Genomic DNA, 13,490 nt, shown 5'->3' on the forward strand with positions numbered 1-13,490 from the left:
GCAAACGAACTCACGGAGGAGGAACGAGGACATGCTCTATCGCCTGGCGGTCAGCCTGAGCGTGCTGGTGGGTGTATTTGCCATCAGCGCGGCTCAGACGACCGATGTTTTGAAGTCGAAGGTGACGCTGCACCTACAGAATGCCGACCTGCACGCAGTGTTGCAGGCGGTGATGCAGCAGACAGGAGCGCAGTTCGTCTTCGTCACCTCCGACGAGGAGTTCGCACCGGTGACGGTGCGGCTGGTGGACCAGCCTCTCGAAACGGCGGTCAAGTACATCTGTATGTCAGCGAAGGCGGCGTACCGGCTCGAGCCAGGCGGCGTCTTCGTCATTTCTCACCTCGGTAGTGTGCTGCCACCCGATGATGAGAGCACGAACCCAGCAAGCCCTACGGTGCCAGTGTCCGCGCCACCCCGCGAGGTGGTAAAGGCACCGGAGGTCACCACCAAGATCTTCATGAACTCCGCGCACCCCAAGGACGTGATCAACGCCCTGTTCATGCGGGATCGCGAAGTCTACGAGAACTCCGTGGCCATGCTGCAGTTCATGCTGCACGGGAAGCGCGAGTGGCCGAGACCCGGGCTGCAGACGACCCTTCTCTACGCCGGAGACCCCGTCCGCTCGTACCCGCTCGGCGAGGACGCCGTCACGCCTGAAGGCGGCACCGTCCCAACCGGAGCTGACCGCTCGGGAGGCGTCAACGTGTTCGGAGCGCAGATCGGACGTGGTGGAGGCATCGGCCCGACCGGTGGTGGCGGACAGATAGGCGGACCTGGAGGCATCGGCACCGGAGCCGGCGGACAAACTGGAACCGGCCAGGGTCAGCTCCCCAGCGAGAGTCTGATCCCCGACGGCATCCGCATGATCAGCTACGACCCGACGGACAACAGCATCGTCGTGAAGGGCACCGAGGAAGCCATTGACGAACTGAAGCGATACGTCACCATGTTCGACGTGCGTCCGCAGCAGGTGATGGTCAAGGTCGAGTTCGTGACCGTGTTGACAAACCGCTCGGACAGCTTCGGCATCGACTGGCTGTACCAGCGAGTGAACTTCTCGATGGGCAACACGCCCGGAACGTTCGCGGTCACCGGCGACCCCATCTTCGTAAACTTCTCCTCTGGCAACGTGGTTTCGCGTCTTCGAGCCCGACTGCTCAGCGGCGAGGGCAAGGTGGTCAACGCGCCGCTCATCACCACGCTGAACAACCAGCCGGCTACCATCCAGTCGGTGCTGTACATCTGGGTGCCGAGAGTTCAGACCATCGGCTTTGGTGGCGGTCAGGTGCAGACACAGACCATTCCGGAGCAGGTCACGGTGCCCAGCTTGCTGAGCGTCGCGCCCCGTGTGAACCGCGATGGCACAATCACGATCTCGGTCGCCCCGCAGATCAGCGAACTCGGACAGGTTCGGAAATTCCCAGATGGAGGCGAGTACCCGGATCAGACAGAGCAGTCCGCCCTAGTGACCCGTATCATCAAAAGCGGCGAAACCATGGTGCTCGGAGGTCTGACCCGAAAGCAGAACACCACCTCTTACCTGCGCTACCCGATCCTCGGCGACCTGCCCATCCTTGGGCAGTTCTTCCGAACGAAGAGCCGAACCATCGAGGAGAGCGAGTTGCTCATCTTCATCACGCCGTCGGTCATACCGGACGAAGACGGTCAGGGAATGGGCTTCGGCCCGTAGGACCGACGGAGAATCGAGGAGTGGCCGGCAGCAGCGATTGGACGCTGCTGCCGGCCATCGTCTTGCGATGCCACATAACCTAGTACTACTTGGATTCATGGGGGTGGGGAAGACCACGCTGGGTCGCCTGGCCGCCGTGATGTTGGGAACGACTTTCATAGACCTCGATGAGAAGATCGAGGCAGATACCGGCCTCTCCATCCCCGCCATCTTCGAGACTTATGGCGAGCAGTGGTTCCGCGACTTCGAGCATGCAACCCTCGAAAGCCTGCAGAACGTATCCGGCTGCGTAATCGCGGTCGGAGGCGGCGCGCCTTGCCAGCCGGAAAACGCGGAGTTGATCCGCTCGCTGGGACTTCGCGTGCTGCTGACCGCCGAGCCGAAGAGTATCTTGGAGCGTGTGCAGCCGATCGAGTCCAGACCCATGTTAGCTAAGTCAAGCAACCCCTCGAAGCGCATTGCAACTCTGATGGAGCAGCGCATGCCGTGGTATCGTCAGGCGGACCGTGAGCTTCGCACAGACGACATCACGCCGGAGGAAGGCGCGAGCCGCTTGGCCGAGATGTACATGGAGTGGATGACCCAAGGTGGTTGAGACGATCCATCTCAGAACCCCCGGTGGCAGTTACGACATTCTCGTGGGGGAGCATATCCTCCACGCTCTTACGGGCGTTCTCGCCGCCGCTTCGCCCGATGGCGTTGCGGTGATTACCCATCCCAAACTGCTCGAGTGGTACGGCACAGAACTACTGCGCGCTATCCGAGATGAGGGACTCGAGCCGATCGTGTTGACCGTCGCGGCTGGAGAGCGTAGCAAGTCCTATGCTTCGGCCGGTGCCCTCTGCGAGAAGCTGTCGGAGCGTGGCCTCGGCAGACAAGGAGTCATCATTGCCTTCGGGGGCGGAGTAATAGGTGACCTAGCCGGGTTCGTGGCCTCCGTGTACCACCGTGGCATCCGCTACGTGCAGGTGCCTACCACGGTTCTGGCGCAGGTGGACGCGTCCGTTGGCGGCAAAGTGGGCGTGGACCTCAAGGCAGGTAAGAACCTGGTCGGATCGTTCCTGCAGCCGCTCGCGGTGATCGCGGATACCACGGTGCTGCGAACTCTGCCGCTCCGCCACCTTCGCAATGGGATGGCCGAGGTGCTGAAGTACGGGTTCATCTTGTCCGCGCCCTTCGTGGACTTCGTGGTGGGCGTGCGCCGTCAAGTGGAGCGACGAGACCCATCGGTGTTGGCGGAGATCGTGGCCGCGTGTTGCCGTTATAAGGCAGAAATCGTCGGCGAGGACGAGCGGGACACGACGGGATCGCGTGCGCGGCTGAACTTCGGCCATACCTTTGCCCACGCCATTGAAACCATCTTCGATTACCGGCGCATCCTTCACGGGGAGGCCGTCGCAATGGGCATGGTGACGGAAGCGATGATTGCTCGTCGCCTGGGTCTGTGTGATGCAGACGTACCCGAGGTGATTCGAACTGCCGTCCTCGCATACACCCTCGGGTGGCAGCCGCCTCGATTGCCCCCTGAGGAACTGGTTGACCTGATGTATCGGGACAAAAAGGTCGCGGGAGGTAAGCTAGTGATGGCGTTGCCCACGAGAGTGGGCGAAGTGAAGCTCGTCGGCGACGTCCCGCGCGACGTCGTCATGGACGTCCTCCGAGAGATGGACTGCGATGGGTGAGGCACACAAGAGCCTGATCGGAATGTTCTGTGCGGCCTGGACTTGCTTGCTCGCGGCCGGGCATTATGGCGGGCTGGTTGCTCGGGGCTCGCAGGTATGGCTGGACTCCGCGTTGCCCACGCTGACCGTGCTTTATTGGGTTCTGCTCGCCGCATCCGTGGTCTACTGGTTGTGGACGTGGAGGAGCGGAGCACAGTGATCGGCGATATCCTTCGCTTACGATACGAGATCGAACAACGATTGGGCGAGGGCCCGCTGTTCGTCACTTACCGCGCACGCGATAGAGTCCGAAATCGGCAGGTCGCGCTAAAGATCCTCCGCCCTGAGTACAGCCATCTTCCGGAACTGCGCATCGCCATCAAGATGTACGCCGATACCATGGCGCAGTATCGCTGGCCCGGTGTGGCCACTTGCCTCGGCATGGACGAGCATAACGGCAACCCCTTCTTGGTGTTCGAACTCGCCTCGGGGACGCCGCTAGAAGAGCGTATGAAACGGTTGGGGCCGATGAGCGTGCCGGTCGCGGTGGACATCGCAATCGGTATCGCCACGGCCCTCGATGCTCCCCATCGTGCGGGCCAAGCCTTCGGGAGACTTCGCCCAGCCAACGTGTTCGCAAACGTCGAGGGCAGCGTGATGCTCACCGACTTCGGGCTGCGATCCGTGGCCATGGCGCATCCCGATACGTTCCGCGCTGAGGTAGCCATCGCGGGACCGTACATGGCGCCGGAGCTGTTCATCGGAGGCGAGGAAAGCCCTGCAGCCGACGTGTATTCCGTTGGCGTCATCCTGTTCGAGATGTTGACCGGGGAGCGGCCCGTGCGCGTCGCAACGGGGACCGACGCTCACATCATGCCTGCGGTGTCCATGCGCACGCTGAACCCTGCCGTGCCTGCTGCGCTGGAGATGCTGGTGGAGAGGGCGACATCCGCCCAACCCAGCGTACGACACAAGGACGCAGTCGAATTGCTGCTCGACCTGAAAGCTATTCGGGATTCACTGCGCTTCGGCAAGCCCTCCGAGCGGGCCGTGTTCCGAGCCGGCGCTGCGGAGTCCGCTGCGCCCCCACCTGCAACCAGCACGCCTCGCATCGCACCAGGGTCGGAAGCCGCGGTCCATGTCGCCACTCCCACACCGACGACCAAGCCGGTCCTGAAATCCGAACCCAGACCTGAGCCGGACGTACCGCGCTGGCTCAGCCTCGTCAATATCTCGCTAACGCTGATGGCGATCCTGGTGGTGATGGCCGGCGCCGCCTACCTCTTCCTTAGCGTCACCAAGCCCCGTGAGGCAACCGTGCCTGCGCTGGTGGGGAAGACGCTGGTCGAGGCGCGTCAGATACTCGCGGAACGCAAGCTGAAGCTTAAGGTGGCGACCCAGGCCTACAACGATCGCTTCCCGCCAGACGCTATCTTCGCCACAGTGCCTGCAGCCGGCGAGAAGGTCAAGGAGGGCGCGACCGTTGCCGTGTCCCTCAGCCTTGGTCCTAGGTTGGTGGCCGTCCCCGATGTGCGAAACCTGTCCGAAGAGAGCGCGCGCGCCGCCCTTGCAGAAGTGGGGTTCAAGAAGGTGACAGTTGTCACGCGCGAGCACAGCACTGAGGTGCCGTCGGGTGCGGTGATCCGTCAGATCCCGCAAGGCGGATTGGAACTCGACCCGTCCCAGCCCGTGCAGCTCGTGCTTAGCCTCGGCCCGGAGCCGATGGAGCCATCCGAAGAGGGCGCCGTACTGCGGACGTGGCGCATCCCCATCGCCATCCCTGCAGGAGTCGCGCAGGAGGTGCGGGTGCAAGTCGAGTTTCGGGATGACGTCGGGTCGCGAATCGTGTACGACGCCATACGCTTTGCGGGGGAAGAGTTTGAGGTGACCGTAGACGGCTATGGCGACCGAGCCAGAGTGACCGTAAGCTTGGATGGCAAACGAATTTACCGCCGCTACATGGAGCCGGAGTATTGAGCGTTCTGATCGCCCCATCCATTCTTGCTGCGGACTTCGGACACCTCGCCGATGCGGTTGCGCAGGCGGACGCCGCCGGCGCGGACATGATTCACTTCGACGTGATGGACGGCAAGTTCGTGCCGAACATGACGTTTGGTCCCCCCCTCGTGAAAGCAGTCCGTGCGGTGTCCAAACTCCCATTCGACGTTCACCTGATGGTGGAGCGCCCCTGGGACCTAATCGAGGCGTTCGCCGAGGCAGGCGCCAACTACCTCACCGTGCACGAAGAAGCCTGCCCCGACCTAGTTCGGGTGCTGTCGCTCATCCGGCGATACGGCGTCTCTCCTGGCATCTCGCTCAATCCGCATACGGCCGTGGAGTCCATCCGTTATGCCTTACCTGACGCCGACCTGTTGTTGATCATGACGGTTAGCCCTGGATTCGGAGGACAGGAGATGCTCCGCCCGATGCTGGACAAGATCGCCGCGGCAGCGCGGCTCGTTGCCGAAGTGAACTCCAAGTGCCTCATCGAAGTTGATGGGGGCATTGACGTCGACACCGCTCCACTCGTGGTGCGCGCCGGTGCTAGGGTCTTAGTGGCGGGCTCGGCGGTCTATGGCACTCCCTCCGTCGCGGATGCGGTGCGGCACTTGCGGAGTGCTGCCAACGAGGCGTTGGATTGAGCATGAGCCGCCGCCGGCGCATCATCGTATTGTGCCTGGGCCTCGTGGCTCTGGCGATGGGCGTTGGGTATCCGCTCTTGTTTCCGGCTCCGGCGGCGGACCTGCCTACACGTGAGAAGGCGATGGTTCTTCTCTACGGCCTTACCTACCTCTTAGCTCTCATCTTGGTACTTGGCGCGATGGCGCTGGTCGCAGCGCGGGAGATACGGGACGTCCTGGACCAGTATCGAGAGGAGCGCAAGTCCGCAATCCGCAGCCTGATCCACTCGCTCGTAAGACCCAGGCGGCGCGACGGCAGCAATGGTCACCCGCTGGAGTGAGGAGGATCTGCGCTTCATGCGCAGGGCACTCAAGCTGGCCTCACGCGGCTACCCAGCCCCCAATCCCCTTGTAGGCGCCGTGTTGGTTCAAAACGGCGAGGTGGTCGCCGAAGGGTATCACCGGCGCGTGGGCACCGCCCATGCCGAGGCCATCGCACTCGAGAAGGCGGGTGCCAAGGCTCGAGGGGCCACGCTCTACGTGACGCTCGAACCGTGCTGCCACCACGGGCGCACCCCGCCGTGCACGGAGGCTATCGTCGCTGCAGGAGTCAGCCGTGTGGTTGCGGCAGTGAAAGACCCCAATCCACTGGTGAGGGGGGGCGGAGTCCGTAGACTTCGTCGAGCGGGGCTGCGCGTCGAGGTTGGGCTGCTCGAGGACGAGGCACGGGCTCAGAACCGTATGCACTTCCACTTCCACAAAACGGGTCGTCCGTGGGTTACCGTCAAAGCGGCGATGTCGCTCGATGGGAAGATCGCCACGGTCACGGGAGAGTCCAAGTGGATCACCGATGATGACGCCCGCCGGATGGCGCACAGGCTTCGTGCCGAACATGCCGCCGTGCTGGTTGGCGCCCGCACCGCGAAGTTAGACAGACCCAACCTCACGGTGCGGATTCCCGGCGTGAGGGCCAAGCCTCTGCGGGTGCTCCTGGACTATCACCTGCGTGGGCCCGAGGCAAGCACACTGTACGATGGCGAGGCTGAAACCGTCGTGTTCTTCGCCAAGGCTTCGGTCGTCACACGCAAACGGCTACAGTCACTACCGGTTCGACTGGAGCAGGTGAGGGGGTCGGAAGGCCGTCTGGACCCTAGGGAAGTGCTAGGGCGCCTCGCCTCTTGGGGTATCACATCCGTACTGGTCGAGGGCGGTGGCGAAGTGATCGCCTCGTTCTTGGAGGCCAGGGTGGTGGACCGCGTCTGCTTTTTCTACGCTCCCCTGATCATCGGCGGCGCACAGGCCAAGACAGCCGTGGAGGGGACGGGCGTGGAGACGATCGCCCGGGCCGTGCGCTTGCGAAATGCTTCGATGGTACGAGCCGGGAGTGGGTGGATGTTGGACGGTGAGCCGGACTACCCAATGGAGTAGCACCATGTTTACGGGTCTTATCGAGGCCGTCGGTTCGGTTGCGGAGCCCCTTCGCAGCGGCAGGCTATGGATCACCGCGCCTTTCGCCGGGGAGTCTGGTCCCGGCCACAGCGTGGCAGTCAACGGCGTTTGCCTCACTGTCGTCGAGAAGCGCGACGACCGGCTGCTGTTCGAGCTCTCAGAGGAAACGGTCGAGCGCACTGCACTCGGCTCACTGACGGCTGGGACTCGGGTGAACCTCGAGAGGCCCCTGCGAGCGGATGCGGAACTGGGCGGCCATTTCGTACAAGGCCACGTGGACGGCGTCGGCAAACTGGTGGGAGTGGAGACGCTCGAGGACTCCTGGATGTTCAAGTTCTGGGCGCCCACGAACCTTGCCGCAGAGCTGGTTCAGAAGGGTTCGGTTGCTGTAGACGGTATCAGCCTGACCGTCGTGGACCTCTTTCCAAACGGCGAGTTCACTATCGCCATCATCCCCTTCACGTTCGAGCACACCAACTTGGGCACCATGCAGCCCGGAACGCCCGTGAACATCGAAACGGACATCCTGGGCAAATACGTTCGAAGATTCATGGAGTTGCGGCAATCGTCGCAGGCGGTAGAAGTGTAATATGGGCCACATATTCTGCGAGGTAGAATCGGTTCCGATGCCAGACTCGCCCGACGTGTCGCCTAGCCCCTTCGCGAAGATCGAAGAAGCCCTCGAAGACATTCGACAGGGCCGCATGATCATCGTGGTTGACGATGCGGACCGCGAGAACGAGGGCGACTTCGTGATGGCTGCGGAGAAGGTCACTCCCGAGGCCGCCAACTTCATGCTGACGCATGGGCGGGGTCTCTTGTGCGTCCCGTGTGACCCGAAGCGGCTGGAACAGCTAGGCATCGGCATGATGGTGGTGGACAACACCGCGAAGCTCGGCACGCAGTTCACCGAGACGATCGACGCAGCGAACGGGATCAGCACCGGCACCTCGGCGTACGATCGCGCACTCACCATCCGCCTCATGTGTAACCCAAAGTCTACGCCCGCCGACTTCGCTAGGCCTGGCCATGTCCTCCCCTTGCGCGCTGCAGTGGGCGGAGTGCTCCGCCGGGCAGGTCATACCGAAGCCGCCGTAGACCTCCCACGCCTGGCCGGCCTTCAGCCCATCGGCGTGCTCTGCGAGATTCTCAAGGATGACGGAACCATGGCTCGGGTGCCGGAACTGTTGGAACTGGCGCACCGCTTCGGCATGAAGATCGTGACCATCGCAGACATCATCGAGTACCGCAGTCGCACCGAGAAGTTGGTCCGCCGTGCGTGTCCCGCCATCGCCTTCCCGACCCACTTCGGGCACTTCACGCTGCACGTGTACGAGGCAGACACGAACGCCAACCCTTATATCGCCCTCACCATGGGCAGCGTGGACGACGGGGAGCCGGTGCTTACCCGGGTGCACTCGAGCTGCACCACTGGGGACGTGCTGGCATCCCTGCGCTGCGACTGCGGAGACCAGGTAGTCGCGGCACTCGGCCTCATCGCTCAGGAGGGTCGGGGAGTGTTGCTCTACATCAACCAGGAGGGGCGCGGCATCGGGTTGCTCAACAAACTGAAGGCGTATGCGCTGCAAGACGCCGGTATGGACACCGTCGAGGCTAACGTGGCGCTGGGGTTCAAGTCGGACCTGCGGGACTACGGGCTCGGCGCCCAGATTCTTCGCGATCTGGGGCTCCGAAAGATCCGGCTGATGACGAACAACCCGTCGAAGGTTGCAGGACTGCAGGGCTACGGCTTGGAGATCGTGGAGCACGTTCCTCTGGTTGTTCCACCGAACCAGTACAACATGATGTACCTCCGGGCGAAACGGCTGAAGATGGGTCACTGGCTGCCTGAGCAAGATGGGCCCGAAGAGGCTGAGCCTTCGGGTCTGTCCTAGGTACACTCCATCCATGGCATCCACCGTCTTCGAAGGTGATCTCCGGCACGAAACCGCCCGATTCGGCATTGTCGTGTCCCGATGGAACGACTTGGTGACTCGTAGACTGCTCGATGGCGCCCTCGGCGCCCTTGCCCGCTACGACGTCGGCGATGATCGGGTCGAGGTGGTTTGGGTGCCGGGATGCTGGGAGACGCCCCTTGCCGCAGATGCACTGCTCAGAACGGGCAGGGTCCAGGCCGTGATCTGCGTCGGTGCGATTCTGCGAGGCGAAACGCCACACGCCGAATACCTGGCCTCGACGGTCTCACACTCCCTCAATCGGCTCGCTGCCGAGCGCGGGATGCCAGTGTCCTGGGGCGTTCTGACCTGCGACACGCTGGATCAGGCCCTCGAGCGTGCCGGGTCGAAGATGGGCAACAAGGGGGCGGAGGCCGCTTTGGCGGCTCTCGAGATGGTATCGCTGCTCGACAAGGTCAAGCAGGGGGGCTAGCGGTGAGGCGGGTAGCTGGAATCACCCTGATTCTGCTCGCTTTGGGGTTGGGTGCAGTGTTTGTGTTGCGCTACATCGAGGCCTTGACGCCTGCCGACCCACAGCAAGCCCTGGAAGTGCTGGAGCGGCCCGCCCGCAGGGTATCCCTCGCCGCCCAGCCCGATTTCGTGCAGGCCGTCAAGAAGCTGTCGCCCGCAGTAGTGGCCATTGATGTGATGGGAGTGAGGCGACAGGGATTCTTCCTCACCCAATTCGCAGGCCAGGGTTCCGGGGTGGTGATCTCCCCGGATGGGTACGTCGTGACGAACGCTCACGTGGTTCAGGGCGCACACGAGATTCGCGTGCGGACCATCTCCGGAGGCGAGTACGATGGCTTCGTGGTGGGAAAAGACGAGGAGCACGACGTCGCGGTCCTGAAGGTCAGAGCCAACAAGTTGGCCTACGCCGAACTAGGGGATAGCAGTACGCTCCAGGTAGGTGAGTGGGTGCTTGCGCTCGGCAACCCGCTGGGATATGAAAATACATTGACAGTGGGAGTGGTCAGCGCCACCAATCGCCAACTTCGTGAGGCCGGTGCGGGCTTCACGGGGCTCATCCAGACCGATGCTGCCATCAACCAAGGCAACTCGGGTGGTGCGTTGGCAAACATCCACGGCCAGGTCGTGGGGATCAACACCGTGATCGTCTCGCCCACTGGCGGAAGCATCGGGCTAGGTTTTGCCGTGCCCATCAACCGCGTGAAGGAGATCGCCAAGCGAATCATCAGCGGCCAACGTCCGCTCATTCCCTACATCGGGCTCGTACCCTACAGGGGCATCAGCCTCTCTGACCCTGGGCTGCGTGAGGCCCTGGCTCAGGAACTGGGTGTTTCGACGGTGCCGAATACCGGTGTGATCGTCGAAAAGGTGTGGCCGTTATCGCCGGCACAGGAGGCGGGTCTGCGGCCACTCGATGTGATTGTCAGTCTGAACGGACGTGGGCTACGCACCTCGGACGACTTCTGGAACGTGCTAGGTAGCGCGGAAGTAGGTGGAGTGCTCAAAGCTCGCGTTTGGAGAATGGGAGTCGAAAGGGAGGTTACGATCGCCGTACGGGACTTGCCGCCCAACGTGGACCGTGGCGAATAGAGCCCTATGGCGTCGCGCTCAGCATGACATTTCAGTCGCTGTATGCCGGGAACCCGGTGATGGCCAAAGAGACAACAGAAGCGTTAGGAAAGTTCTTGGAGGTTCTGCCTCCTCGTGTTCGGGATAGACTGGCGACACGGCCCGACCTGCCGCAACTACTCGAAGTCGTGCTGGACCTCGGCAGGCCCGCCGAGACCCGGTTCGTGAGCCTGACCGAACGCTGGGAAGATATCGAAGTCACCGATCAAGACATTCAGTACGTGGTCGGGCTGATCGGCGAGTTCGGCAAGGACAATCGAGCGGGCATCGAGCGAACCCTCCACCGGATATCCGCCATCCGCAACCGCCACGGGCGTATCGTCGGCCTCACCTGTCGCGTGGGGCGCGCGGTGTACGGCACGATTGACATCCTGCAAGATATCCTGGAGGCGGGAAAGAGCATCCTACTGCTCGGTAAGCCTGGCGTAGGGAAGACCACGAAGCTTCGCGAAATGGCGCGCATCCTGGCCGACGAGTTTGATAAGCGAGTGGTGATCGTGGACACCTCGAACGAGATCGCGGGCGACGGAGACGTTCCCCATCCCGGTATAGGCACCGCACGCAGGATGCAGGTAGCAGAACCGGCAAGACAGCACGAAGTGATGGTCGAAGCGGTCGAGAACCACATGCCGGAGGTGATCGTCATCGACGAAATCGGCACGGAAGCCGAGGCATTGGCCGCTCGGACCATCGCAGAGCGCGGCGTGCAGCTCATCGGCACCGCGCACGGTCGAACGCTGGACAACCTGATGAGCAACCCGACGCTGTGCGACCTGATCGGTGGCATCCAGGCCGTCACCCTCTCGGACGATGAGGCCCGACGGCGCGGAACGCAAAAGACGGTGCTGGAGCGAAAGGCCCCGCCGACCTTCAGCATCGTGATCGAGCTGCTCGACTACGACAAGATCGCCATCCACCATGACGTGCAGCGCGCCGTGGACACCATGCTGCGTGGGAGTCAGCCCCGGCCGGAGATCCGTGTGCGCAGCTCGCAAGGCGAGGTGGAGGTGGTGCAGAAGCCGGAAGTGGTCGTGGAGATGGCTCCCATGCCACACGAACACCCGGTTCTGGACTTAGACCGCGGCGAAGCTGCTCCGGTCCGCCCCGTGAACAATCTGCGTGGCGGCGTGATGCGTATCTTCCCGTATGGCGTGGCACGTACGCGCCTAGAACGAGCCATTCGGGAACGGAGGCTGCCCGCAGTCACCGTGAACGACATCCAACAGGCCGACGCCGTGCTCGCCATACGAACCACTTATCAGCGTAGGCCACCACGACTGCGAGAGGTGATGGACAAGCAGGTGCCTACCGTCGTGGTCAAGAGCAACACCTATTCGCAGATTGCAGGCGCCCTGGACGACCTGTTCCGGCTCCCGGATGCACGTACAATGGAGGCCCTGGCTATCAAAGAGGCGGAGGAAGGTGTGGAGCAGGTGCTGACCACCGCCGAGCCGTTCGACCTGCCTCCGAGAAACAGCTACCTTCGGCGACTCCAGCACTTGCTGGTGGCCAAGCGCAAGCTGCTCTCGGAAAGCGTCGGCGAGGAGCCCAATCGGTACGTGCGCATCCTCGCAAAGGGAACCTGAGGTGCACGACCTCTTCATCACCTTCGAAGGGCCGGAAGGCGGGGGCAAGAGCACGCAGATCGAGAGGTGCTCGGAGTGGCTGGCGTCCGAAGGCTACTCGGTGGTGTTAACGCGTGAGCCTGGAGGCCAGCACGCACTCGGTGAGGGGGTGCGAAACCTCTTGCTCGGAGGAGAACCGGTCGTGCCGATTGCCGAGATGTTTCTGTTCCTGGCCGACCGCGCCCAACACGTTGCTCAGGTCATCGTCCCGGCACTCGAACGAGGTGAGATCGTGCTGTGCGACCGGCACGCGGACTCGACGACGGTGTATCAAGGCATCGCCAGAGGATTGGGCCGGGAGCGGGCCGAGGAGCTGAACCGATTGGCGACCTGTGGATTGGAACCAGACCTGACCATTCTGCTCGACATCCCACCGGAAGTGGGACTCGCCCGCCTGATCGACTTAGACAGGCTAGACCGTGAGGCACTCGAGTTTCACCGAACGGTTCGAGAGGGCTTCCTCGCCCTCGCGGCGGAGAACCCACGCTATTGCGTGATAGATGCATCTCAGTCGCTGGACGAAGTCGCCGGCCGCACGCGTGAAGCGATCGCTGCACTGCTCTCGGCACGCGGCTATAATAGGGTCACCCCAACCCAGGAGGGCCCATGAAGCTACTGATCGCCGTGGTGCACAACCGTGACAAGAACAACATCACGGACGCGCTGCTGCGGGCAGGATACAAGTTCACTACCATCGCCAGCACGGGTGGCTTTCTGCGTGAGGGCAACTCCACGCTGCTGATCGGAGCGGAAAACGACCAGGTAGAGTCGGTGATGGCCCTGCTGGGCGAAAACTGCAAGTCGCGCGAGCAGTACGTGAACGCCCTCCCGCCGGATGCTGCCCCCATCGGCACCTTCCTGCCCACCACGCCCATGAAGGTCACGGTCGG

Annotated in this window: 15 protein-coding genes; all 15 read left to right on the plus strand. The window is 62.8% G+C overall.

The window, feature by feature from the left end:
* Positions 1-31: 31 nt before the first annotated feature.
* Entirely contained in the window at positions 32-1,690 is a 1,659-nt protein-coding gene (locus HRF45_11750; protein ID MEP0767200.1) for a hypothetical protein, read from the plus strand.
* A gap of 103 nt (positions 1,691-1,793) precedes the next feature.
* Positions 1,794-2,285 carry a shikimate kinase gene (locus tag HRF45_11755; protein ID MEP0767201.1) on the plus strand — a complete coding sequence of 164 codons (492 nt, stop codon included), beginning with the start codon at positions 1,794-1,796 and terminating at the stop codon, positions 2,283-2,285.
* Positions 2,278-3,372, plus strand: coding sequence for a 3-dehydroquinate synthase (gene aroB, locus HRF45_11760; GenBank protein MEP0767202.1), 1,095 nt, complete (start codon positions 2,278-2,280; stop codon positions 3,370-3,372). Before HRF45_11755 ends, aroB begins: the two co-directional genes overlap by 8 nt.
* The gene (locus HRF45_11765) at positions 3,365-3,571 is read left to right on the plus strand and encodes a hypothetical protein (GenBank protein MEP0767203.1); all 207 of its coding nucleotides are present in this window, start codon (positions 3,365-3,367) and stop codon (positions 3,569-3,571) included. Before aroB ends, HRF45_11765 begins: the two co-directional genes overlap by 8 nt.
* The gene (locus tag HRF45_11770; protein MEP0767204.1) at positions 3,568-5,328 is read left to right on the plus strand and encodes a PASTA domain-containing protein; all 1,761 of its coding nucleotides are present in this window, start codon (positions 3,568-3,570) and stop codon (positions 5,326-5,328) included. The genes HRF45_11765 and HRF45_11770 overlap by 4 nt, the downstream gene beginning before the upstream one ends.
* Positions 5,325-5,993: a ribulose-phosphate 3-epimerase gene (gene rpe / locus HRF45_11775; protein MEP0767205.1), complete on the plus strand. Its 669-nt coding sequence runs from the start codon at positions 5,325-5,327 to the stop codon at positions 5,991-5,993. Before HRF45_11770 ends, rpe begins: the two co-directional genes overlap by 4 nt.
* Before the next feature lie 2 nt (positions 5,994-5,995).
* Complete coding sequence (locus HRF45_11780) at positions 5,996-6,313, plus strand: hypothetical protein (GenBank protein ID MEP0767206.1); 318 nt, start codon at positions 5,996-5,998, stop codon at positions 6,311-6,313.
* Entirely contained in the window at positions 6,294-7,400 is a 1,107-nt protein-coding gene (gene ribD, locus HRF45_11785; GenBank protein MEP0767207.1) for a bifunctional diaminohydroxyphosphoribosylaminopyrimidine deaminase/5-amino-6-(5-phosphoribosylamino)uracil reductase RibD, read from the plus strand. The genes HRF45_11780 and ribD overlap by 20 nt, the downstream gene beginning before the upstream one ends.
* 4 nt (positions 7,401-7,404) lie before the next feature.
* A complete protein-coding gene (locus tag HRF45_11790) occupies positions 7,405-8,010 on the plus strand; it encodes a riboflavin synthase (protein ID MEP0767208.1) in 606 nt (201 codons plus the stop codon).
* A gap of 37 nt (positions 8,011-8,047) precedes the next feature.
* Entirely contained in the window at positions 8,048-9,316 is a 1,269-nt protein-coding gene (locus HRF45_11795; protein ID MEP0767209.1) for a bifunctional 3,4-dihydroxy-2-butanone-4-phosphate synthase/GTP cyclohydrolase II, read from the plus strand.
* A gap of 13 nt (positions 9,317-9,329) precedes the next feature.
* Positions 9,330-9,809, plus strand: coding sequence for a 6,7-dimethyl-8-ribityllumazine synthase (locus tag HRF45_11800; protein MEP0767210.1), 480 nt, complete (start codon positions 9,330-9,332; stop codon positions 9,807-9,809).
* Positions 9,810-9,811: 2 nt separating this feature from the next.
* Positions 9,812-10,936: a trypsin-like peptidase domain-containing protein gene (locus HRF45_11805; protein ID MEP0767211.1), complete on the plus strand. Its 1,125-nt coding sequence runs from the start codon at positions 9,812-9,814 to the stop codon at positions 10,934-10,936.
* A gap of 23 nt (positions 10,937-10,959) precedes the next feature.
* Positions 10,960-12,561 (plus strand): AAA family ATPase, encoded by a 1,602-nt coding sequence (locus HRF45_11810; GenBank protein ID MEP0767212.1) that lies wholly within the window; start codon positions 10,960-10,962, stop codon positions 12,559-12,561.
* 1 nt (position 12,562) lies between these two features.
* A complete protein-coding gene (gene tmk / locus HRF45_11815) occupies positions 12,563-13,210 on the plus strand; it encodes a dTMP kinase (GenBank protein ID MEP0767213.1) in 648 nt (215 codons plus the stop codon).
* Positions 13,207-13,490: cyclic-di-AMP receptor (locus HRF45_11820; protein ID MEP0767214.1), on the plus strand; the 284-nt coding region annotated here is incomplete at its 3' end. The genes tmk and HRF45_11820, both read left to right, overlap by 4 nt.

The sequence above is a fragment of the Fimbriimonadia bacterium genome (genome assembly GCA_039961735.1).
Lineage (GTDB): Bacteria > Armatimonadota > Fimbriimonadia > Fimbriimonadales > JABRVX01 > JABRVX01.

Bases quoted from the DNA above. Each gene is read 5' to 3' on its own strand.
- HRF45_11750 (MEP0767200.1), top strand. From the start codon at position 32: ATGCTCTATCGCCTGGCGGTCAGCCTGAGCGTGCTGGTGGGTGTATTT.
- HRF45_11795 (MEP0767209.1), top strand. From the start codon at position 8,048: ATGCCAGACTCGCCCGACGTGTCGCCTAGCCCCTTCGCGAAGATCGAA.
- ribD (MEP0767207.1), top strand. From the start codon at position 6,294: ATGGTCACCCGCTGGAGTGAGGAGGATCTGCGCTTCATGCGCAGGGCA.
- HRF45_11780 (MEP0767206.1), top strand. From the start codon at position 5,996: ATGAGCCGCCGCCGGCGCATCATCGTATTGTGCCTGGGCCTCGTGGCT.
- HRF45_11810 (MEP0767212.1), top strand. From the start codon at position 10,960: ATGACATTTCAGTCGCTGTATGCCGGGAACCCGGTGATGGCCAAAGAG.
- HRF45_11765 (MEP0767203.1), top strand. From the start codon at position 3,365: ATGGGTGAGGCACACAAGAGCCTGATCGGAATGTTCTGTGCGGCCTGG.
- HRF45_11790 (MEP0767208.1), top strand. From the start codon at position 7,405: ATGTTTACGGGTCTTATCGAGGCCGTCGGTTCGGTTGCGGAGCCCCTT.
- HRF45_11800 (MEP0767210.1), top strand. From the start codon at position 9,330: ATGGCATCCACCGTCTTCGAAGGTGATCTCCGGCACGAAACCGCCCGA.